This is a genomic window from Stenotrophomonas sp. YJH_SMC_6 (assembly GCF_059371335.1).
In genome coordinates this window covers 1-20,349 of the sequence record NZ_JCAFUM010000014.1, presented here as the reverse complement: position 1 = coordinate 20,349, position 20,349 = coordinate 1, and the positions used below count along the sequence as shown (strand labels likewise).

The 20,349-nt window shown below is 66.5% G+C and carries 14 protein-coding genes; 6 read left to right on the top strand and 8 right to left on the bottom strand.

The genetic code is table 11. From position 1 onward, the window contains the following. Nucleotides 1-221 precede the first annotated feature (221 nt). The 6 genes from AC5P9N_RS16270 to AC5P9N_RS16245 all read right to left on the bottom strand — a co-directional run bounded on the left by AC5P9N_RS16270 (nucleotide 222) and on the right by AC5P9N_RS16245 (nucleotide 7,307). Nucleotides 222-2,519 (bottom strand): TonB-dependent receptor, encoded by a 2,298-nt coding sequence (locus tag AC5P9N_RS16270; RefSeq protein ID WP_099484740.1) that lies wholly within the window; start codon nucleotides 2,517-2,519, stop codon nucleotides 222-224. Nucleotides 2,520-2,679: 160 nt separating this feature from the next. Beyond that, the gene (locus AC5P9N_RS16265) at nucleotides 2,680-3,222 is read right to left on the bottom strand and encodes a hypothetical protein (protein ID WP_049450563.1); all 543 of its coding nucleotides are present in this window, start codon (nucleotides 3,220-3,222) and stop codon (nucleotides 2,680-2,682) included. After that, nucleotides 3,197-3,817 (bottom strand): hypothetical protein, encoded by a 621-nt coding sequence (locus AC5P9N_RS16260; RefSeq protein ID WP_065426815.1) that lies wholly within the window; start codon nucleotides 3,815-3,817, stop codon nucleotides 3,197-3,199. Before AC5P9N_RS16260 ends, AC5P9N_RS16265 begins: the two co-directional genes overlap by 26 nt. A 182-nt stretch (nucleotides 3,818-3,999) precedes the next feature. Then, complete coding sequence (gene phbB / locus AC5P9N_RS16255) at nucleotides 4,000-4,740, bottom strand: acetoacetyl-CoA reductase (RefSeq protein WP_005414435.1); 741 nt, start codon at nucleotides 4,738-4,740, stop codon at nucleotides 4,000-4,002. A 24-nt stretch (nucleotides 4,741-4,764) separates the two neighbouring features. Further along, the gene (locus tag AC5P9N_RS16250) at nucleotides 4,765-6,093 is read right to left on the bottom strand and encodes a CitMHS family transporter (protein ID WP_012481220.1); all 1,329 of its coding nucleotides are present in this window, start codon (nucleotides 6,091-6,093) and stop codon (nucleotides 4,765-4,767) included. 74 nt (nucleotides 6,094-6,167) lie between these two features. Continuing rightward, on the bottom strand, nucleotides 6,168-7,307 hold the full coding sequence (locus AC5P9N_RS16245; protein ID WP_024958494.1) for an OprO/OprP family phosphate-selective porin: 1,140 nt from the start codon (nucleotides 7,305-7,307) through the stop codon (nucleotides 6,168-6,170). A gap of 245 nt (nucleotides 7,308-7,552) precedes the next feature. On the opposite strand from AC5P9N_RS16245, the gene AC5P9N_RS16240 reads away from it, so the two are divergent. The 4 genes from AC5P9N_RS16240 to AC5P9N_RS16225 are packed head-to-tail and all read left to right on the top strand — an operon-like array spanning nucleotide 7,553 to nucleotide 11,357. Continuing rightward, a complete protein-coding gene (locus AC5P9N_RS16240) occupies nucleotides 7,553-8,242 on the top strand; it encodes a response regulator transcription factor (RefSeq protein ID WP_012481218.1) in 690 nt (229 codons plus the stop codon). Then, nucleotides 8,235-9,626, top strand: a complete 1,392-nt coding sequence (locus AC5P9N_RS16235; RefSeq protein ID WP_005414430.1) for a sensor histidine kinase — start codon at nucleotides 8,235-8,237, stop codon at nucleotides 9,624-9,626. The genes AC5P9N_RS16240 and AC5P9N_RS16235 overlap by 8 nt, the downstream gene beginning before the upstream one ends. Further along, a complete protein-coding gene (locus AC5P9N_RS16230) occupies nucleotides 9,623-10,678 on the top strand; it encodes an ABC transporter substrate-binding protein (RefSeq protein WP_099484739.1) in 1,056 nt (351 codons plus the stop codon). The genes AC5P9N_RS16235 and AC5P9N_RS16230 overlap by 4 nt, the downstream gene beginning before the upstream one ends. Before the next feature lie 28 nt (nucleotides 10,679-10,706). Continuing rightward, nucleotides 10,707-11,357, top strand: a complete 651-nt coding sequence (locus AC5P9N_RS16225; protein ID WP_005414428.1) for a response regulator — start codon at nucleotides 10,707-10,709, stop codon at nucleotides 11,355-11,357. 637 nt (nucleotides 11,358-11,994) lie between these two features. On the opposite strand, the gene AC5P9N_RS16220 is transcribed toward AC5P9N_RS16225, so the two are convergent. Together AC5P9N_RS16220 and AC5P9N_RS16215 are read right to left on the bottom strand one after the other, a co-directional pair. Further along, complete coding sequence (locus tag AC5P9N_RS16220; protein ID WP_099483939.1) at nucleotides 11,995-14,637, bottom strand: hybrid sensor histidine kinase/response regulator; 2,643 nt, start codon at nucleotides 14,635-14,637, stop codon at nucleotides 11,995-11,997. Nucleotides 14,638-14,703: 66 nt separating this feature from the next. Further along, the gene (locus AC5P9N_RS16215) at nucleotides 14,704-15,873 is read right to left on the bottom strand and encodes an OprO/OprP family phosphate-selective porin (protein WP_005414426.1); all 1,170 of its coding nucleotides are present in this window, start codon (nucleotides 15,871-15,873) and stop codon (nucleotides 14,704-14,706) included. A 332-nt stretch (nucleotides 15,874-16,205) separates the two neighbouring features. On the opposite strand from AC5P9N_RS16215, the gene AC5P9N_RS16210 reads away from it, so the two are divergent. Both AC5P9N_RS16210 and AC5P9N_RS16205 read left to right on the top strand, forming a co-directional pair. Then, nucleotides 16,206-17,549, top strand: a complete 1,344-nt coding sequence (locus AC5P9N_RS16210) for a dicarboxylate/amino acid:cation symporter (protein ID WP_005410972.1) — start codon at nucleotides 16,206-16,208, stop codon at nucleotides 17,547-17,549. 230 nt (nucleotides 17,550-17,779) lie between these two features. Continuing rightward, nucleotides 17,780-20,071, top strand: a complete 2,292-nt coding sequence (locus AC5P9N_RS16205) for an NADP-dependent malic enzyme (RefSeq protein ID WP_005410971.1) — start codon at nucleotides 17,780-17,782, stop codon at nucleotides 20,069-20,071. Nucleotides 20,072-20,349: the final 278 nt, after the last annotated feature.

Genomic DNA, 20,349 nt, shown 5'->3' with positions numbered 1-20,349 from the left:
GAGCCGGGCAATGCCCGGCTCTTTGCTTTTTGCTCTTCTTTGCCTTCCGCACCGTGGCGCGGGAAACCGTCGAGCAGGGTCGGATGGGCCGGCGCAGGACCGTTGGCGCCATGGATGGCGCCATCGAGCCCCCATGGATGGGTTTACGGCGTGTCCTGCGCCGGCCCATCCGGCCCTGCCCCGCGACGATAATCAAGACGCCGCGGGGCAACGCTTTCGACTTAGAACTCCGCCGCCACCGTCATGAACAGCTGCCGCGGCGCGCTCGCATGGATCGCATAACGCGTGCCCTTCGGATCAGTCGGTGCGAACGAACTCAGCTGGCCGGCATAGCGCTTGTTGGTCAGGTTGGTCGCGTTCAACGAAACCCGCACGTTGCGCAGGCCCAGGCCCGGGCCGAAGTCGTAGCCCGCACCAGCGTCGAAGGTGGTCACGCCCGGCACCGACTGGTCGTTGGTGTAGGTGTAGTAGCGCTTGCCGGTGTACTTGGCACGCAGGCTGGCGAAGAAGCCGTCACGATTCCAGCTGATCTCACTGGAGGCCATGCGCTGCGGCGTATCCACCGTGATCTTGCCGGCCACCGGAACGATGGCGCCGCCCGAGGTGTAGTCATCCTCGTAGGTGGTCTTGTTCCAGGACAGCGCGTTGTACCACTGCAGGCCGTCGATCGGCTTGAGGATGAAGGTCAGTTCCGCGCCGTAGCTCTTCACCGAACCGACGTTGATGAAGCGCGTCACGCACTCCGGACGCGTGCCGACTTCGATGCTCGAGCACGGGTTCAACGACAGCAGGCGGTTGTCGAACTTGACGTTGTATGCGGCGATCGAGGCCTGGTACTTCTCGCCGAAGGTACGGAAGCCGGCTTCCAGGCTCTTGGACTTCTCCGGCTCCAGGCCAGCGCTGGCCGCGAACGATTCCGGCGACACCTGCAGCGGGCCGCCGCTGCCACCGCCGACGAAGGCGGCGATGTTTTCGGCGTACGAGGCGAACAGCTCGTTGTTGGCATTGAGCTTGAAGCCCAGGCCCACCTGCGGCAGCACCGATTCCTTGGCGGTCAGCGTGCCCGAGGCGATGCTGGTTTCCACGCCCGGCTGGGCGGTGGCACGCATGCGGGTGTTCGGGCTCTTGATGCCCACGTCCACGGTCAGGCGCTGGTCCAGGAAGCGCATGCGGTCCTGCACGTAGAACTGGCGCGTGCGGATGTCGAAGTCCTGGTTGAACAGCAGGCGATCAGGGTTCTTCAGGTACAGGTCGTCCAGGAACGGGCCACTGATGTAGTAGAAGTTGCGCGACACGTTGTGGTCGTTCTGCTCGTACCACAGGCCGGCTTCCAGTTCGTGGATGCCCACCGTCCACGACAGCGCGGCGGTCAGGCCGTCGCGGTTGATCGTGTAGTTGGTGCTGCGGATCGAGATCGGCAGCATCCTGTCGGTGCCCGGGTAGGACGGCTGGCCCGGTGCCCACCAGTGGCCCTGGCCACGGTTGTCGTGGTGATAGGCCAGCAGCTTCAGGCGGCCCTGCTCGCCCAGGCGCAGGTCGGCATCGACCGAATAGAGATTGTCGTCACGCAGTGCGCGGCTCTGGTAGTAGGCATCGTCGATGCTGCGGACATTGCCGCTGTACTTGCACTTCAAAGCATTGAAGGTGCCCGGCGCGCAGTACGCAGCGGCCACGGCGCGATCCCAGTCCGGCGCGTAGATGTTCCAATCCCAGCCCAGGCCACGCGCCAGCATGTCCTTGGACAGGTAGGCGTAGTTGGCCTGGCTGGCGCGCGAGGTGGCCACGAACGCACCGAAGCGGTGGTCGCCGACATTCCACACTGCCTTGGCGTTGAACTGGCGGGTGGTCTGGTTCTGGTAGGGCGCGGCCCACATGTCCTGGTCCTGGTGCACGCCGGACACATAGGCCGAGAAGCCGTTGATGTCACCGGTATCCACGCGCAGGTAGCCACGGCGCTGGCTGTTGTCGCCGACGGTGACGCTGGCGCGGCCACCGAACTCGGTGGACGGGTCCATCGAGAAGTACTGGATGGTGCCGCCCAGGTTGCTGGTCGAGGCCACGCCCAGCGAACCGATGCCCTGCGACAGCTCGGCACCGGCCAGGTTCTCGGCGATGATGGCGCGGGCGATGCTCAGGCCGTTGTAGTTGCCGTAGCTGTTGTCGCCCAGCGGGATGCCGTCCAGCGTGTAGCCGAGGCGGCTCTTGTCGAAGCCGCGCAGGCTGATGGTCTGCGATTCTTCGTTGGCGCCGAAGGCATCGTTGGACTGCACCGACACGCCCGGCAGGCGGTCGAGGATCTTCTGGCCGCTGGTGCCCGGCGGCAGCACCTGCTTGTCGACGGTGGTGATGCGCTGCACCTGGCGGGTCTCGCCCTGGCCGATCACGGAGACGGTATCCAGCGTCTGCGCGCTCAGCGCGGCATCGGTGCTGGCGCCGGTATCGGCGGCGGTGGCGGCATGGGCGCTGGTGGCGGCGGAGAGGGCGATCGCCACGGCGATCGTCAGGTGTCGGGTCTGCATGGTGGTCCGTTGCATTGGGGGTGGTCACCGGCACGCGTGCGCGGTGCATGGCCACTATGCGAACGGAACATGAAACCTTCTTTACGAAAAACCAACGAACGATGCAGGGCAGTGGTGCGTGCTCTGCAACATGTTCGTCATGGTGGTAGGCCGGTGGGAATCAGAAGCGCTCCCCAGGCCAGCTCAATTTGAGCTGGTCCATGCAGTCACGGTCATGCTCGGAGAATGAGAACCCGATCTGGATGCCGTTCACTACTGTGCCGAACACCGTCGACTCGTCCAGGCTATGCCCTGACGGCACGGAAAGGACATTGAAGTCGGGGTAGCGACGACCCATCTGCTTTCGCGAGATGCAGGCGCCGCTCAGCCGCAGCGTAATGCCTTTGATGATTCGCCCCGACGCGTCGGTGTAGATCTGGCCAGAGGGCCCCTTGATCCTCCCAGCGACCGCGAATGGCGCCAGATCGATGGTGGCGCTGTCGCCCCGGCCCATTCTTGCTTCCGAACGCGAGCCGGCCGGAGCCAGGGGTGATAGCTGCGCGACAAGGTCAGAGCGTGACAGCTGCAAGGACCAGCGCTCCACGAGCCGCCAGGTTGCATCCGCCTCTTCCGCAGTGGCAGCGGACGTGGCTGCTGTTGCAGAACCGGCAACCAACAGGCTCAGGATCAGAAGAAGTTCAGGGACGGGCTGCGATCGCTTCATCGTAGATTCTTCCGTAGAAGTCGTTGTAGTTCTCGCCGGTGGTTGAAGTTACGTTGTTGTCGCAGAACAGCTTACCTACCTGCCGGTCCAGGTCTTCACCGCCGGCATCGGCCTGTGCGATGAGGCCAGGACCGTTGGACGCAGCTACGCCGATGTCGTAGTACCCCAGGCTGGTCACCAGAAGCTCACTGCGCGCGGTGAGGTTGTTGAGTACCGCTTTCCCCTCCATGGTGCAGAAGTGCTGGATGAACGCACCTCGGGTGCTCAAGGCGATACCTTCGAAATACAGTGCGTGTCCCACTTCATGGGCAATGGCTGCGATCCGGAAGTAATAGCCTGCAATGTCGGAGGAATCGCAGTCGAAGGACTGGATGTAGATCCGGATGGGATCGCGATTGGTATAGGACGCGGGAGCCCAGGCGAAGGTCCACTCCGGATGGCCGGTGATCTGCGCGTCGAGCGTGGGCGCGCCTGGGATCAGCCAGTCGGGGCAGCCCAGGCCCGTGATCACCCGCATAGGCGGGGGCTCCGCGCGGGTCGGTGTCGCCAGCAGCGTAGTGGCGACCACGAGAAGCGCAATCAGCAATGCACGCATGCCAACCTCCTTGATCCGCGATTCCAGCCGTTCATCCATCGGGCTCGGCGAGCGCTGGCAGGTATAGCAGCGGTTCTGCCGATGTATCGGGAAGTGCGTCTCAGAAATGCAGAAACAAAAGGGGCCGGATCACCTTCACAACTGAAGGTGATCCGGCCCCCGCGCACTCCGTGGGGGAGGGCTTAGCCCATGTACAGGCCACCGTTGACGGCGTAGTCGGCACCGGTCACATACGAGGCTTCATCCGACGCCAGCCACGCGCACAGGCCGGCCACTTCCTCGGGGCGGCCCAGGCGGCGAACCGGCACCGAGGCAGCCAGCCGGTCCAGCACATCCGGCGGGAAACTGCTGATCGCCTGGCTGGCGATGTAGCCCGGCGACAGCGTGTTGACGGTGACCCCGCGCGACGCAACTTCGGCAGCCAGCGCACGGCTGAAGCCATGCATCGCGGCCTTGGCGGTGGCGTAGTTCACCTGGCCGATCTGTCCCTTGTGGGCACTGACCGAACCGATGTTGATGATGCGGCCCCAGCCCCGCGTGGCCATGCCGTCCACCACCTGCTTGGTCAGGTTGAACAGCGCGTTGAGGTTGGAGGCGATCACCGCGTTCCAGTCCTCCACCGTCATCTGCCGGAACAGCAGGTCGCGGCTGCCGCCGGAGTTGTTGACCAGCACGTCCACTTCACCGACTTCGGCGCGCACCTTGGCGAACGCCGCGCTGGTCGAGGCCCAGTCGGTCGCGTTGCCTTCGGAGGCGATGAAGTCGAAGCCCTGTTCGCGCTGCTCGCGCAGCCAGTTGGCCTTGCGCGGCGAGTTCGGCGCGCAGCCGGCAACCACGGTGTGGCCGCTGCGGGCCAGGCTCTGGCAGATGGCAGTGCCGACACTGCCCATTCCACTGGTGACGTAAGCGATTCGAAGCGTCATTGCAGAAGGCTCCTTGGCAAAGGGTCAGGCGGCGAGGGGATACAGGCCGAACAGCAGGCTGCCGACCATCAGCAGCATCGAGATGGCGATGGCCCACTTCAGGGTGAACTTCTGGTGGTCGGCGAATTCGACCTTGGCCAGGCCCACCAGCAGGTAGGTGGACGGCACCAGCGGGCTGAGCAGGTGCACCGGCTGGCCGGCCAGCGAGGCGCGCGCCATTTCCACCGGGGTGATGCCGTAGTTGCCAGCGGCCTCGGACAGGATCGGCAGCACGCCGAAGTAGAACGCGTCGTTGGACATGAAGAAGGTGAACGGCATCGATGCCACCGCGGTGATCACCGCCAGGTACGGGCCCCACGATTCCGGAATGACGGCCAGGAAGCTGTGCGACATCGCTTCGACCATGCCTGTGTTGTTGAGGATGCCGGTGAAGATGCCCGCGGCGAAGATCAGCGACACCACCGACAGCACGTTGCCGGCATGGTTGACCACGCGACGGCGCTGCTCGGCCAGGTTCGGGTAGTTGATCACCAGGGCGATGGCGAAGCCGACCATGAACAGCACCGGCATCGGCAGCACGCCGATGATCAGCGCGGTCATCAGCGCCACGGTCAGGGCCAGGTTCACCCACAGCAGCTTCGGGCGCTTGATGTCTTCGGCGTCTTCCACGGTCGGCAGCGGATTGCTGTCATCGGACACGCTGTTGTCCATCCAGCTGCCGCCCTTGGGCAGGGTCACCACGCCGAGGCGACGGCGTTCCTTCAGGCCCAGGTACCAGGCCAGCAGCAGCACGCCGGCACAGGCGATCACCATCGACGGGATCAGCGGCACGAACACGTCGGCCGGATCCACGTGCAGCGCGGTGGCCGCGCGTGCGGTCGGGCCGCCCCACGGGGTCAGGTTCATCACGCCGCCGGCGAGGATGGTCACGCACGTCATGTTCAGCGCGTTCATGCCCAGCCGCTGGTACAGCGGCAGCATCGCCGAGACGGTGATCATGTAGGTGGTCGAGCCATCGCCATCGAGCGAGATCAGCATCGCCAGCACTGCAGTGCCAAGCACGATCTTCATCGGGTCGCCCTTGACGAAACGCAGGATCACCCGCACCAGCGGATCGAACAGGCCGGCGTCGATCATCACCCCGAAGTAGAGGATGGCGAACATCAGCATCACGCCGGTGGGCGCGATCTTCTTGATGCCCTCCAGCATCATCTCGTCGATGCCGGCACCGAAGCCACCGATCAGCGCGAACAGGATGGGAATGGTGATCAGGGCGACGAGCGGCGACAGGCGCTTGCTCATGATCAAGTACATGAACGTAATGACCATGCCAAAGCCGAGGATGCTCAGCATCATCTGCGGACTCCTTGCGAAAACAGGACGTGGGGAGTGGAAGGGGCCCGGGCGGAATGCCCGGAATGTCGGGCCTAGAAGTCGTACTGCAGGCGGCCGGTGACCGCGCGCGTGCGGTCCACCGTCACCCCGGCCAGGCGATCACGGTTGCGGCTTTCGATCACGTTGAGCATGAAGCGCAGGTTGTCGCGCAGGTACCAGTTGCCACCCAGCGTCCAGGCTTCGGTGCTGCCGCGACGCAGGTCCGGCGCACCGTCGAGATGCTGCGCGCCCCACATCTGGTCGTAGCGCAGCGCCACTTCGAAGGCGCCGGCCTTGTGCCGGATGTCCTTGACCCGCGCGAATCGACCGGTCTTGCGGTCGTAGGCACGGCTTTCGCCGGTGACAAACCAGCTGAGCATGCCGTAGGCCGCCATTACATCGCCGCGCTGGGCGCCGTCGTCGAAGGTGGCGCCACTGAACTCGCCCTGCCACGACAGCGGGCCGCGCACCTGCGCGTATTCCAGCGACCACTTGTTGACGTCGGTATCGCGGCCGGCGGAGAAGTCGACCAGGGTCAGGCGGCTGTTGTCGGACAGATGGCCGGCCGGGCGCGGGCGGATGCGGAGGCCGGGCACGCCGTTGGCGCCGGGGTTGTCGTAGGCCTCGCGGGCCAGCGACAGGCCCAGGTGCAGCACGTCGCCATCGCTGGGCGAGGGCGCCCAGGTGACGCGGCCACCGGCAGCGCGACCCTTCACCTGCCAGGCGTCGATGCTCTCCAGGCTGTAGAGGCTGGCCGCCCAGGTGAAGTCACCGGGGTTGGCCTGCCAGGACGCACCCAGGCGGTACAGCGGCGCCAGCGTGGTGCCGGCGTTGCCGCGCTCCAGGAAGCTGCCGTAGTTGGAGCTGGTACGGTCATCCAGCGAGAAGTACTGCTTGAACTGGCCCACGGTCAGCTTGCCGGCCTTGCCGAAGCTGCGTGCCAGGTACACGTCCTTGGCCTCGACGCGGTCGCCGGAGAAATCGGCTTCCAGCTTGTAGTCGACCACGAAGAACTTGCCGGACACGTCAACCCACGCACGGCGGATTTCGGTGTCGTCCTTGTTCGGGGTGCCCCGGTTGTCGTTGTCGAAGGTGGCGAAGTCCAGGTGCAGGCGACCACCGAGGGTGGCGGTGACCGGACGGTCGTCTTCGGCGGCAATGGCCGGCGCCGACAGGGCAGCCAGCGCCACCATGGCGGCAGGGCGTCGCCAGGCAAACATGAATTCCACAAACCCTCCCAGGTGCGCGCCAGGCGCGCGGCAATCGTGGGCACCGGACGGTGCGCGGCCGCAGTCTGGGTCGGGCAAGCTGTCATCGTCCTGTCACCGGATTGTGCGGTGCAGCAGCGTAAAGCGGCCCGCTGCCGCCTCCGGGCGGGGCGCGGCGAGCGCGGCAGCGGCATGCGGTAGCATTCGTTTCCCTTCCCACCCCCGTGCCCATGCGCCTGCTGCTGGTCGAAGACAACCCGGATCTGGCCGATGCGATCATCCGCCGCATGCGCCGCAGTGGGCATGCCGTGGACTGGCAGGCCGATGGCCTGGCGGCGGCCAGCGTGCTGCGCTACCAGAGCTTCGACCTGGTGGTGCTGGATATCGGCCTGCCCAAGCTCGATGGCCTGCGCGTGCTGGCCGGCATGCGCGAGCGCGGCGACAGCACGCCAGTGCTGATGCTGACCGCGCGCGATGGCATCGAAGACCGTGTGCAGGCGCTGGATGTCGGCGCCGACGACTACCTGGGCAAACCGTTCGATTTCCGCGAGTTCGAAGCACGCTGCCGCGTGCTGCTGCGGCGTGCGCGTGGGCAGGCCAGCGAAGTGGTGCAGATCGGCGGCTTCCAGTTCGATAACGCCGCGCACCGGGTCAGCCTCAACGGTGAACCGATCGAGCTGCCCAACCGCGAATACCGGCTGCTGGAGATCCTGGTCGGCCGCCTCGGCCAGGTGGTCGGCAAGGACGAAATCGGCAACGGCCTGTTCGGCTTCGACGACGAAGCCGGCCCGAATGCCATCGAACTGTATGTGGGTCGCCTGAGAAAGAAGCTGGCGGGCGCACCGCTGCGCATCACCACGGTGCGCGGCGTTGGCTACCTGCTGGAAGCCAGCGACGGCAGCGCCGACGCCGATGGCTGACGCGCGTACCGCGAATGCCGCACCGGGCTCGCTGCGGCGCACGTTGCTGCTCTATCTCGGCGCGTTGCTGGCGGTGTTCGCGGTGGCCCTGCTGTTTGCCGCGCGCGGCTATGGCCAGCGCGCCGCCAACCGTTCCTATGATCACCTGCTGGTGTCCTCGGCGTTGTCCATTGCCGATTCGGTGGCGCTGGTCGATGGCCAATGGCAGGTCGATCTTCCCTATGCCGCGCTGGACCTGCTGGCGATGGCCCCGGAAGACCGTGTGTTCTATCGGGTCGCCGACAGCCGCGGCAACCTGATCACCGGCTACGGCGACCTGCCGGCGCCACCGCGCCGGCCCGGCACGCAACCGCAGCTGTTTGATGCGGCGTACAGCGGCGAGACCGTGCGCTTCGTGGTGGTCGGCCGCAGTTTCGCCGCCGCGTCGGCGCAGGGCGAGGTGCAGGTGCAGGTCGGCCAGACCCGGCGTGCACGTGAAGCGGTTGCACAGGACATGGTCAACCGTGCATTGCTGGCGATCGGTGTGCTGTCCGGGCTGCTGCTGGCGCTGGTGGCCTTTGGCGTGCATCGCGCGTTCCGGCCATTGGTGCGGGTGGAACGCGAGCTGTCGCGCCGCGAGCCGTCCGATCTGAAACCGCTGGATGCGCGCGTGCCGCGCGAGATGGACCAGATGGTGGCGGCGTTGAACCGCTTCATGGAACGACTGTCCAGCAGCAACGAGACCTTGCGCGCGTTCATGGCCGAGGCCGCGCACCAGATGCGTACGCCGTTGGCTGCCCTGCGCGCGCAGGCACAGCTGGCGCTGGATGACGACGACCCCGAGGACATGCGGCGCAGCCTGCAGGCGATCGAACGCAATGCCACCCACATGAGCCGGTTGTTGAACCAGCTGCTCAGCGATGCCAGCGTGATCCATCGCTCGCATCTGCAGCGCTTTGCGGCGGTGGACCTGGCCGAGACCGTGCACCAGGCCCTGCATGAGGCACTGCCGCAGGCCGGCCCGGCGCCGCGCGTGCAACTGGCGATGACCGCCGAACCGGTGCAGGTGCACGGCGATGCACTGCTGCTGCGCGAAGCGATCAAGAACCTGGTCGACAACGCATTGAAATACGGCGGCGACGGCCCGTTGCAGATCGCATTGACCGTGGAAGGCGGGCAGGCCGTGCTGACCATCGCCGACCACGGTGCCGGCATTGCCGCCGCCGATGCCGAACGCGTGTTCGAGCGCTTCGCCCGTGGCGAAGGCGCGCCGTCCGGCGGCGCCGGGCTTGGCCTGGCCATCGTCAAGCGCGTGGTCGACAGCCATGGCGGTCGCATCGACCTCAGCAACCGTCCGCAGGGCGGGCTGGTCGCCACCATCCGCCTGCCCCGGAGCACTCCATGATCCGCCTGTTCGCTGCTGCCGTTGCCTTGCTGCTGGCCCTGCCGGTGCTTGCGGCACCGGGCGACGTGCGCCGCTTCCCGGCCCAGGCAAAGGCCACTGCGCAGCTGCGCATCCACGGCACCACCGACATCGAAGTGTTCGCGGTAGTGATTGCCGACTACCAGCGGCTGCACCCCGGCACTGAGGTGGTGTACGAGGACATCATCACCCAGGACCTGTACGCGCGGTACCTGCACGACCGCGGCGGACCGGCATCGCCGGACCTGCTGATCTCCAGCGGCATGGACCTGCAGACCAAGCTGGTCAACGACGGCCACGCGCTGCCGCATCGTTCGGCGCAGACCGCTGCGCTACCGGCCTGGGCGCAGTGGCGCAACGAGGCCTTCGGCATCAGCTACGAGCCGGTGGTGATGGTCTACAACACCCGCGCACTGCCGGCTGCGAAGGTGCCGCACACGCGTCGGCAACTGCTGGACCGGTTGCGCGCGGAGGGGGCACCGCTGCGCGGCAGGGTCGGTACCTATGACATCGAGCGCAGCAGTGTCGGCTACCTGTTGTCTACCCAGGATGCACAGCGTGGCAGCATCGCTGGCGCGTTGCTGGGCGCGCTGGGCGACAACGACGTGGTGCGCGAGGAGCGCACCGGCGTGCTGCTGGACAAGGTCGCCAGCGGACAGCTGTCGCTGGTCTACAACGTACTCGGCTCCTACGCGCAGGCGCGCATCGACGCGGGTGCGCCGCTGGCGATCGTGGAGCCCGAGGACTACACGCTGGTGGTGCTGCGTACCGCGGTGATTCCACGTACCGGCCCACAGCCGGAAGAAGCCCGGCGCTTCCTCGACTACCTGTTGTCACCGCGTGGCCAGCAGGTGCTGTCGCGCGAGGCACGCCTGATGCCGATCGTGACCGGCAACGCACGTGGCGACCATGCGCCCGGCCGCAGCCGCCGCCCGATCCAGCTCGGCCCGGGCCTGCTGGTGTACCTGGACGCGCTCAAGCGCCGCCAGTTCCTGGATGCCTGGCGCAGCAGCGTGGAGCCGGCGGGGCGCTGAGGCTCCGGCCTGCCCGTACAATGGCGGCATGAGTGAATACACCATCCTGATCGCCGATGACCACCCGCTGCTGCGTTCGGCGGTGGTGCAGTCGTTGCGGCAGAGCCTGCCGCTGGCGCAGGTGCGCGAGGTCGCCAGCGCCGAGGCATTGGCCGAAGCGCTGGATGCCCACCCGGATGTGGACCTGGTGCTGCTGGACCTGACCATGCCCGGCGCGCACGGTTTCTCCGCGCTGCTGCACGTGCGCGGCTCGCATCCGGACATTCCGGTGGTGATCCTCTCGTCCAACGACCATCCGCGGGTGATCCGTCGTGCCCAGCAGTTCGGCGCGGCTGGTTTCATTCCAAAGTCTGCTCCGGCCGAGACCATCGGCGAGGCGGTGCAGGCGGTGCTCGATGGTGGCCTGTGGTTCCCGGCGATGGCCGCCGAACGCTCCGAGGCCGACGCACTGCTGGCCAGCCGCCTGGCCCAGCTGACCCCGCAGCAGTTCCGGGTACTGCTGTGCCTGGCCGATGGCCTGCTCAACAAGCAGATCGCCTACACGCTGGGGTTGGCCGAGAACACGGTGAAGGTACATGTCACTGCGATCCTGAAGAAGCTCGAATGCCACAGCCGCACACAGGCAGCGGTACTGGTGAAGGCGCTGGAGCCTGAGGGCGACGCCGGCATCGGGTTGTAGTTTCCAGCCAACGGCGCAGCCCCTCGTGGGTGGGTTTGGGTTGGTCGCTGAAAGCAGAAGCTGCGAGCGGGCCAGTCGGGTTGGGTGCGCGGGGGACGCCGTGAATCCGCCCCTGGAGGCTTGGCAGCCGCTTGCTCGTGTGCGCTGTCCTGCGCACACGGCAAGACCCGGGTTGGGCGTCCTGCCCAACCCGCCCGAGGCATGCCTCGGGCCCATGCGGCTGACACCCCCGCGCACCCAACCCGACCGACCTCTGACAGATTTCGGTGGCCTGTCACCCACGGAAGAGAAAAGAAGATCAAAAGCAAAGGCAGCCTGGCAGGCCATTTTTCGTAGAGCCGAGCCCACGCTCGGCTGCTTTCCGGCCCGTCCGTGAGGCCGAGCATGGGCTCGGCTCTACACGAGCAAGCGCAGCGCGCGACCCGCTTTTGATCTTTTTTCTTCTCCGAGGGTGGACGCGCACGGAACGTGTCCGTGGTCGGGCAGATGGGCTGCACAGGGGCGTGAGCCGCATGGATGCGGCGACCGAGCTTACAGGGACGTACTTGCAGCGGCCCCTGTGCAGCCCATCTGCCCGGCCCCACCGATGAACTGCTTTGTGCGACCACCCACGAGGGGCTGCGCCGTTGGCTGGAAACTACCCGCGATGGCGGATCAACAACTGGCTCATCAACGCCCGCAGCGCCGGCGGCTTCACCGGCTTGGCCATCATTCCCCAGCCGCGCTCGGCGGCCATCTCACGCAATCCCGCATCGCGCTCGGCGGTGACCAGCACCACCGGCGGACGGGCCTGCCACAACTCGGCCAGCGTCTCGTACAGCACCGGCCCGTGGTGATCGCCCATGCGCACATCCAGCAGCACCAGCTCCGGCACCGCGCCTGTTGCCGCCAGCTGCAGCGCCGCCTGCGGGCCGTCGGCCAGCGCCACCTCGCAGCCCCAGCGCTCCAGCAGCGCGCGGCTGGCGGCGCAGACGTGCGGATCGTCGTCGATCACCCACACCCGGCGACCGCGCAGCGGATTGTCCGCGGCCGGTTCCTGCACCAGCACCGGCACAGGAGCAGTAGCGGGAATCGCGCTGGCTTCGCCGAACGGCACGCCCACCGCGAACACGCTGCCCTGGCCCAGCTGCGAGCGCAGGCGGATCGGGTGGCCGAGCAGCCGACCGATGCGGTCGACGATCGCCAGGCCAAGGCCGGCGCCGCGCTGCTGGCCGTCGTGCAGGCGGCGGAACTCCTCGAAGATCTCGCCCTGCAGCGCATCGGGAATGCCGGGGCCCTGGTCGTGAACTTCGATCCACAGCAGGCCTTCGCGGCGACGGCAGCCGAGCAGCACGCGGCCACGTTCGCTGTAGCGCAGTGCGTTGGACAGGAAGTTCTGCAGGATGCGGCGCAGCAGCGCTTCATCGCTGACCACCACCGCAGCGGTATCGACCCAGTCGACCACCAGCCCACGTGACTGCGCGGCGATGCCGAACTCGCGTGCCAGCGTCTGCAGCAAAGGCCCGAGCCGGAACGCCTGTACGCGCGTGGGCAGGCTGCCCGATTCCAGGCGCGCGATATCCAGCAGGCTGTTGAGGATCGCATCCTGCGCGGCCAATGCAGCATCGATGTGGTCGCTGGTCTGTTGCTGCGCCGGGTCACTCAGCTTGCCGCGCAGCACCGAGACGAACATGCGCGCCGCGTTGAGGGGCTGCAGCAGGTCGTGCACGGCCGAGGCAACGAAACGGGTCTTGTAGCGGTTGGCCTGCTCGGCTTCGCGGCGGGCTTCTTCCAGATCATGGGTGCGCTCGGCGATGCGGTGCTCCAGCGCATCGGCCAACGAGCGCAGTTCGCGCGCGGCGTTCTTGTAGCTGGTGATGTCGGCATAGCTGGTGACGAAGCCGCCGTCAGGCAGCGGATTGCCACGGATCTCCAGCACCGTGCCGTCGTCCTTCTCGCTCTCGCGCATGTGCGGGCGGCCGCTGCGCAGGTGGTTCAGGCGGCGCTCGATTGCTTCATCGACCGGGCCCGGACCGAGCAGGCCACGGCGTGCGTTGAAGCGGAACAGTTCCTCGATCGGCCGGCCGACGCGAACCAGGTCCTGTGGGAAACGGAACAGTTCCAGGTAGCGCGAGTTCCACGCGACCAGGCGCAGTTCGCGGTCGATCACCACCACGCCCTGCGGCAGGTGTTCGAGGCTGCGGCTGAGTCCGCTGTCGGCGTCGGTGGCCGCCTGCAGCAGGCCATCCTGTGCGGTGCGCAGTTCCTGTGCGTGCTGCTTGAGCAGGGTTTCCAGTTCGCGGCGGCTGCGCAGGCGATGCTTGGCCAGGCGTCGGCGCTGCTGCACGAACAGCACCAGGAAGCCCAGCGCCAGCCACGCGGCACCGCCGGTGAGGGCGGCTGCGCGACCGGCGGCGGTGGCGGCGCTGGCGTCGTGCAGCAGATGCAGGTTCCAGCCTTCGGCGGGCAGCGGCAGGCTTTGCCACAGCATCAGCTGCGGCAGTGCGGGATCGAGCAGGCGCACCATGCGGCCACCATCGGCAAGCACGTCTTCAGTACGCGCGCGCAATGGCTGCAACGCGCGGTCGGCGTATTGGCGGGCGTCCAGCATTTCGCGGCGCTCATCGGCGCCCAGCGGGCGCAGCAGGCGGTAGCGCCAGCTGTCACGGTTGGCCAGGAACACCACGTCATGGTCGTCGCTGGCCAGCACCACGTCCGGGCTGCTCAACCATTCCTGTTCCAGCGCCGACAGCTCGACCTTGATCACCACCACGCCGAGCCGCTTGCCGTCTTCCTCGATGGCCTGCGACAGGTAGTAGCCGGGTACGCCGGTGGTCATGCCGATGCCGTAGAAGCGGCCGCGGCCCTGCGCCAGTGCCTGCCGGTAGTAGGGGCGGTAGCTGTAGTTCTCGCCGACGTTGCTGGTCGGCTGGTCCCAGTTGCTGGCCGCCACTGCCACCCCGTCGTGGCCGACCAGGGTCAGGGTCGAGGCACGGGTGACTTCATTGGCGCGTTGCAGCTTGAGGTTCAGCCGCTGCTGTTCGGTGGGCGAGGGCGGCACACGCAGGGCGTGCAGCAGATCCGGATCCAGCGCCAGTACCTGCGGCAACGTGCCGAAGCGGTCGATGCGCTGCTGCAGGCCCTGGCCGTACAGCTGCAGCTGGCGTTGCACCTGGCTGCTTTCCTCGCCGAGGGCGCGCCGCCAGGCGTAGTGGCCGGCGGCGACCGCACAAAGCACGGTGCCTCCGACCATCACCAGGATGGTCAGCAACAGCATCCGGTGGCGGCTGAGCCAGTACATGGCGGCAGTCTACGCAGGGCCGGCGGGCGTGACGTGCACGCCCGCCGGGATCTGACGTGGAAGGGGTCAGAAGTGCATCTGCGCGCGCAGCTCGAAGATCTCCGGCGTGCTGTGCACACCACGACGGCTGGCGTCGACCTTCACGTAGTTGGCCTGGAACTTGAAGTGGCTGGTCAGGTACCAGTTCGCGCCCAGGGTCAGGTCGTGCTGGCGGCCACCAAGGATGCTGCCATCGTCCAGGTCCATGCGGCTGTAACGGGCCACCAGTTCCACCGCGCCGTAGTCGTGCGCCGGCTTGATGTTGGCCACGGCACCTGCGTTGTACGGGCGCGACTCGCCGGTCAGCACCCAGCTGGCCATCGCGTACTGGCCGCTGCCGGTGTAGTCGGGCTTGCCGTCATGGCGGGTGACCGTAGCGCGCAGGGCTTCGGCCTGCAGCGAGAACGGGCCGCGGATCCAGATGCCTTCCAGGCCGGTGCGGCGGATCTGGTCGGCGGTGACCAGGGCGCCGGAATCGACGTAGCGGATGTCGGTCAGGCCGGCTTCCGGGCGTGCGCGAAGGCGCGCGCTGGCCTCGTGGTGCACGTCACGGCCATCGCTGTAACCGCGCGGATTTTCCTGCGAGTAGGCCAGGCCCAGGTGGATCACGTCACCCGGCGCCTTCACCGGGGTCCACACCGCACGTACTGCCTGGGTGGTGCCGGGGTTGTCACCCTGCAGGTCCTTGCCGCCATAGGCGCCGGCCTGCAGCAGGTACTGCGGACGCTCCAGCACCCATTCCACGCCGGTGCGGCGGCCTTCGTAGAAGGCCTGCACGGGCAGCGCGGTTTCCAGGAAGCTGCCGGCGCGCGAAGAGGTGTTCGCATCCAGGCCGACCGGGGTCTTCATATAGCCGAAGCGGAAGCGACCGATGTCGCGACCGAAGAAGGCCTTGCTCTCGAAGCGCACGAACACGTCCAGCCAGGTATCGGACTGGAAGTCGTAGTAGACCATCGCGTCGTAGACGCCCTTCTTCTTCAGCGTCGCACCGAACTCCTTGCGGCGCACGGCGTCGTCGTCCTCCAGGCCGCTGCCCGAGGAGAAATCGTTGTAGTCGTAGGCGATGTTGGCGGTAGCGGCCAACTCGGTGCCGTCGCCGAAGGCGTACTTGGTCGGCCAGTTGTCGAAATCGGCAGCCGAAGCGAAGGCGGGAAGCGCGGCCAGCGACAGGGCCAGCAAGGTGGGAATCGGGCGCATGTTGGGTGCGGCTCTCTCAGATTGCGTGTGGACAGGACAACAACGGCCGCAGGGGCCGAAACTTTCGCAATGACGCGCCCGGCCGTTCAGCACGGGCCACCGGCCTCCCCAGGATCGGGCGGTGCGGCGCCAGTGTAGGCATCGCCGCCACCTGAACCGGGGGGCTAGTACCAATAGGTTATCTGCGCCGGCGTGCCCGGCGCGTACAAAGGCGTCCATTGGTCGCACCTCCTGCGCATGCAGCACAGGGCCTGCGATCAGTTTCCACGGTAACGGTTCCCGTGCTGTCCCGGGGCCGTACGTGCCTGAAAACGCCCCTTCCGGAGTCCGCCATGCACATCCCGACCGCAGCCCCGGCGCCTGCAAAGCCGTTGCCGATCTATCGCCAGCTGTATTTCCAGGTGATCGTGGCGATCGTCCTGGGCGCCATCCTCGGCCACTACGAACCGCTGATCGGCGAGAAGATGAAGCCGCTCGGCGATGCCTTCATCAACCTGGTGAAGATGATCATCGCGCCGGTGATCTTCCTCACCATCGTCACCGGCATCGCCAGCATGACCCACCTGCGCACGGTGGGCCGGGTGTTCGCCAAGGCGATGGCGTACTTCCTGTTCTTCTCCACGCTGGCACTGATCGTGGGCATGATCGTGGCGCACGTGGTGCAGCCCGGCGCCGGCATGAACATCAACCCGGCCGAGCTGGACCAGACCGCGGTGCACAGCTACGTCGAGAAGTCGCACGACCTGACCCTGGTCGGTTTCCTGATGGACATCATTCCGAAGACGCTGGTGAGCGCCTTCGTCGACGGCAACATCCTGCAGGTGCTGTTCATCGCGGTGCTGTTCGGCATCGCGCTGGCCTCGGTGGGCGAGAAGGGCAAGCCGATCCTGAACTTCCTGGAGGCGCTGGTCGCCCCGGTGTTCAAGCTGGTGCACATCCTGATGAAGGCCGCCCCGATCGGTGCCTTCGGCGCGATCGCCTTCACCATCGGCAAATACGGCGTCGGTTCGCTGGTCAACCTGGCGTGGCTGGTGGGCTCGTTCTACCTCACCGCGTTCCTGTTCGTGGCGGTGATCCTCGGTGTGGTCTGCCGACTGTGCGGCTTCTCGGTGTTCAAGCTGGCGCGCTACCTGAAGGCCGAGCTGCTGCTTGTGCTGGGCACTTCCTCGTCGGAGTCGGCGCTGCCGTCGCTGATGGAGAAGATGGAACGCGCCGGTTGCAGCAAGTCGGTGGTGGGCCTGGTGGTCCCGACCGGCTACTCGTTCAACCTGGACGGCACCAACATCTACATGACCCTGGCGGCACTGTTCATTGCCCAGGCCACCAACACCGAACTGACCCTGGGCCACCAGATCGCCCTGCTGCTGGTTGCCATGCTCAGCTCCAAGGGTGCGGCCGGCGTCACCGGTGCCGGCTTCATCACCCTGGCCGCCACCCTTGCGGTGGTGCCGGAGGTACCGGTGGCCGGCATGGCGCTGATCCTGGGCGTGGACCGTTTCATGAGCGAATGCCGCTCGCTGACCAACTTCATCGGCAATGCGGTGGCCACCGTGGTGGTTTCGCGCTGGGAAGGCGCGCTGGACCGCAACCGCCTGCAGCTGGCGCTGGATGGCCGCGAAAGCGAGCTGCCGCCGCCGGTGGACGCACTGCCCGAGGCGCTGCCGGCCAAGGGCTGACCCAGGTGTGTGGTACCGCGGGGCCGATCACGACAGTGGTACGGCCCCGCGGCGTTTCAGGGCGTCCCATGGCTGTCATCGGGGGCGCCGATGCTGGCATCCCAGTACCGTCGCATACGGCACGGAATTGTGCAGTCGCAGCATGCCTGCGACAGGATAGCGACAGGTCCAGACGCTCCAACGGGGGTATCATCCCCTGTCCCTTCTGCCCATTCATGTAACCCACATCGATGTCCAACGAAGATTTCAAACAGGCCGCCCTCGATTACCACCGGATGTCCCCGCCGGGAAAGATCAAGGTTTCCGCTACCAAGCCCATGCTGACCCAGCGCGACCTGTCGCTGGCGTATTCGCCGGGCGTGGCGTACGCCTGTGAAGCGATCAAGGCCGACCCGCAGCAGGCCAGCGAGCTGACCGCCCGCGGCAACCTGGTGGCGGTGATCTCCAATGGCACCGCGGTGCTGGGCCTGGGCAACATCGGCGCACTGGCCGGCAAGCCGGTGATGGAAGGCAAGGGCGTGCTGTTCCAGAAGTTCGCCGGCATCGATGTGTTCGACATCGAAGTGGATGAGACCGACCCGGACAAGCTGGTCGACATCATCGCCTCGCTGGAGCCGACCTTCGGCGGCATCAACCTGGAAGACATCAAGGCGCCGGAGTGCTTCGTGGTCGAGCGCAAGCTGCGCGAGCGCATGAAGATTCCGGTGTTCCATGACGACCAGCACGGCACGGCGATCATCGTCGGTGCGGCCGTGCTCAACGCCATGGCGATCACCGGCAAGAAGATCGAAGACGTGAAGCTGGCGACCACGGGCATGGGCGCAGCCGGCATTTCCTGCGTGAACATGCTGGTGCAGCTGGGCCTGAAGCCGGAAAACATCCTGGCCTTCGACCGCGAGGGCGTGATCCACACCGGTCGTACCGACCTGGATCCGGAAAAGCAGCGCTATGCGCGCGACACCGACAAGCGCACCCTGGCCGAGATCGTCGACGGCGCGGACATCTTCCTGGGCCTGTCGGCACCGGGCATCCTGACTGCCGACATGGTCAAGACCATGGCGCCGGATCCGGTGATCTTCGCGCTGGCCAACCCGACCCCGGAGATCATGCCGGAGGTGGCGCGCGCCGCGCGTCCTGACGCGATCATCGGCACCGGCCGTTCGGACTACCCGAACCAGGTCAACAACGTGCTGTGCTTCCCGTACCTGTTCCGCGGTGCGCTGGACGTGGGCGCCACCGCGATCAACGAGGAAATGAAGATCGCCTGCGTGCGTGCCATCGCCGCGCTGGCCCGTCGTGCCGCCACCGACATGGGCTCGGCCTACGGTGGCGAGACGCCGAGCTTCGGCCGTGAATACCTGATCCCGCGCCCGTTCGACCGCCGCCTGCTGGTGGAGTTGTCGGCCGCCGTGGCCCAGGCCGCGATGGACTCGGGCGTGGCCTCGCGCCCGATCGAGGACATGGGCGCCTACCGTGACAAGCTGGCCCAGTTCGTCTACCGCACCAGCCTGATGATGAAGCCGGTCTACGACCGCGCGCGCAGCGACAAGCAGCGCGTGGTGTACGCCGAGGGCGAAGAGGAAGTGGTGCTGCAGGCGGTGCAGAACGTGGTCGACGACGGCCTGGCACACCCGATCCTGATCGGCCGCCCGGAAGTGATCGAGTCGCGCATCGAGCGCCTCGGCCTGCGCCTGAAGATCGGCGAGAACGTTGAAGTCACCAACATCAACGACGACCCGCGCTTCAACGAATACTGGCAGTACTACCACGGCCTGACCGGCCGTCGTGGCGTGACCGTGGCCGCGGCGAAGAACCTGATGCGTTCGCGCCCGACCCTGATCGCGGCGGTGATGGTGGCCCGTGGCGAAGCCGATGCAATGCTGACCGGCATCGTCGGCCGCTTCCACAAGAAGCTGGGCTACGTGCGCAGCGTGCTGCCGCTGGAGCCGAAGGTCACCTCGACCTCTGCGATGACCGGCGTGATCAACCAGCAGGGCGTGTTCTTCTTCGTCGATACCCACGTGCAGGAAGACCCGACCGCCGAGCAGCTGTGCGAAGCGACCCTGCAGGCGGCCTACCGCATGAAGCTGTTCGGCATCGAGCCGAAGGTGGCGCTGCTGTCGCACTCCAACTTCGGCAGCCACGATTCCAAGGACGCGCTGAAGATGCGCCAGGTGCGCGAGCTGCTGCTCAAGCGCAACCCGCGTCTGAACGTGGACGGTGAAATGCAGGGCGACACCGCGTGGGATGAAGCGCTGCGCCAGAAGCTGCTGCCGGGCTCGACCCTGCAGGGCCGCGCCAACCTGTTCGTGCTGCCGAACCTGGAAGCGGCCAACATCGCCTACAACCTGGTGCGTGTGTTCACCGACGGCGTGGCGATCGGCCCGATCCTGATGGGCGTGAACAAGCCGGTGCACATCCTGACCACCAGCGCGACCTCGCGCAGGATCCTGAACATGACCGCCATTGCGGCGGTGGATGCGCAGATCCGCAAGCAGCTGGAAGCGGAAAAGAAGGCGTAAGCCTTCTTTTCAGCGACAGCTGCAGAAACGCGCCCCACGGGGCGCGTTTCTGTTTCCGCAAAGCGGAAACGGGTAGAGTCGACTGTTAGTCGACTGCTCTTGATTCGGACGCCGAAAATCCCGCGCGATCGCGCGATAGTCGACTAACTGTGATCTCTCTGTACGTTGTTCATCCGGGACATCTTTGGAAAATGGTGGTTACCACACCTCTCCAGACCCCAAAGAGCCCGGATGAACCACCATAAAAATGCCCGTTTGACCGTCCATAGTCGAGCACT

What these genes read in the sequence shown, in the direction of transcription:
- AC5P9N_RS16270 (WP_099484740.1), bottom strand. Translation starts at nt 2,519, where the DNA reads ATGCAGACCCGACACCTGACGATCGCCGTGGCGATCGCCCTCTCCGCC.
- AC5P9N_RS16265 (WP_049450563.1), bottom strand. Translation starts at nt 3,222, where the DNA reads ATGAAGCGATCGCAGCCCGTCCCTGAACTTCTTCTGATCCTGAGCCTG.
- AC5P9N_RS16260 (WP_065426815.1), bottom strand. Translation starts at nt 3,817, where the DNA reads ATGCGTGCATTGCTGATTGCGCTTCTCGTGGTCGCCACTACGCTGCTG.
- phbB (WP_005414435.1), bottom strand. Translation starts at nt 4,740, where the DNA reads ATGACGCTTCGAATCGCTTACGTCACCAGTGGAATGGGCAGTGTCGGC.
- AC5P9N_RS16250 (WP_012481220.1), bottom strand. Translation starts at nt 6,093, where the DNA reads ATGCTGAGCATCCTCGGCTTTGGCATGGTCATTACGTTCATGTACTTG.
- AC5P9N_RS16245 (WP_024958494.1), bottom strand. Translation starts at nt 7,307, where the DNA reads ATGGTGGCGCTGGCTGCCCTGTCGGCGCCGGCCATTGCCGCCGAAGAC.
- AC5P9N_RS16240 (WP_012481218.1), top strand. Translation starts at nt 7,553, where the DNA reads ATGCGCCTGCTGCTGGTCGAAGACAACCCGGATCTGGCCGATGCGATC.
- AC5P9N_RS16235 (WP_005414430.1), top strand. Translation starts at nt 8,235, where the DNA reads ATGGCTGACGCGCGTACCGCGAATGCCGCACCGGGCTCGCTGCGGCGC.
- AC5P9N_RS16230 (WP_099484739.1), top strand. Translation starts at nt 9,623, where the DNA reads ATGATCCGCCTGTTCGCTGCTGCCGTTGCCTTGCTGCTGGCCCTGCCG.
- AC5P9N_RS16225 (WP_005414428.1), top strand. Translation starts at nt 10,707, where the DNA reads ATGAGTGAATACACCATCCTGATCGCCGATGACCACCCGCTGCTGCGT.
- AC5P9N_RS16220 (WP_099483939.1), bottom strand. Translation starts at nt 14,637, where the DNA reads ATGTACTGGCTCAGCCGCCACCGGATGCTGTTGCTGACCATCCTGGTG.
- AC5P9N_RS16215 (WP_005414426.1), bottom strand. Translation starts at nt 15,873, where the DNA reads ATGCGCCCGATTCCCACCTTGCTGGCCCTGTCGCTGGCCGCGCTTCCC.
- AC5P9N_RS16210 (WP_005410972.1), top strand. Translation starts at nt 16,206, where the DNA reads ATGCACATCCCGACCGCAGCCCCGGCGCCTGCAAAGCCGTTGCCGATC.
- AC5P9N_RS16205 (WP_005410971.1), top strand. Translation starts at nt 17,780, where the DNA reads ATGTCCAACGAAGATTTCAAACAGGCCGCCCTCGATTACCACCGGATG.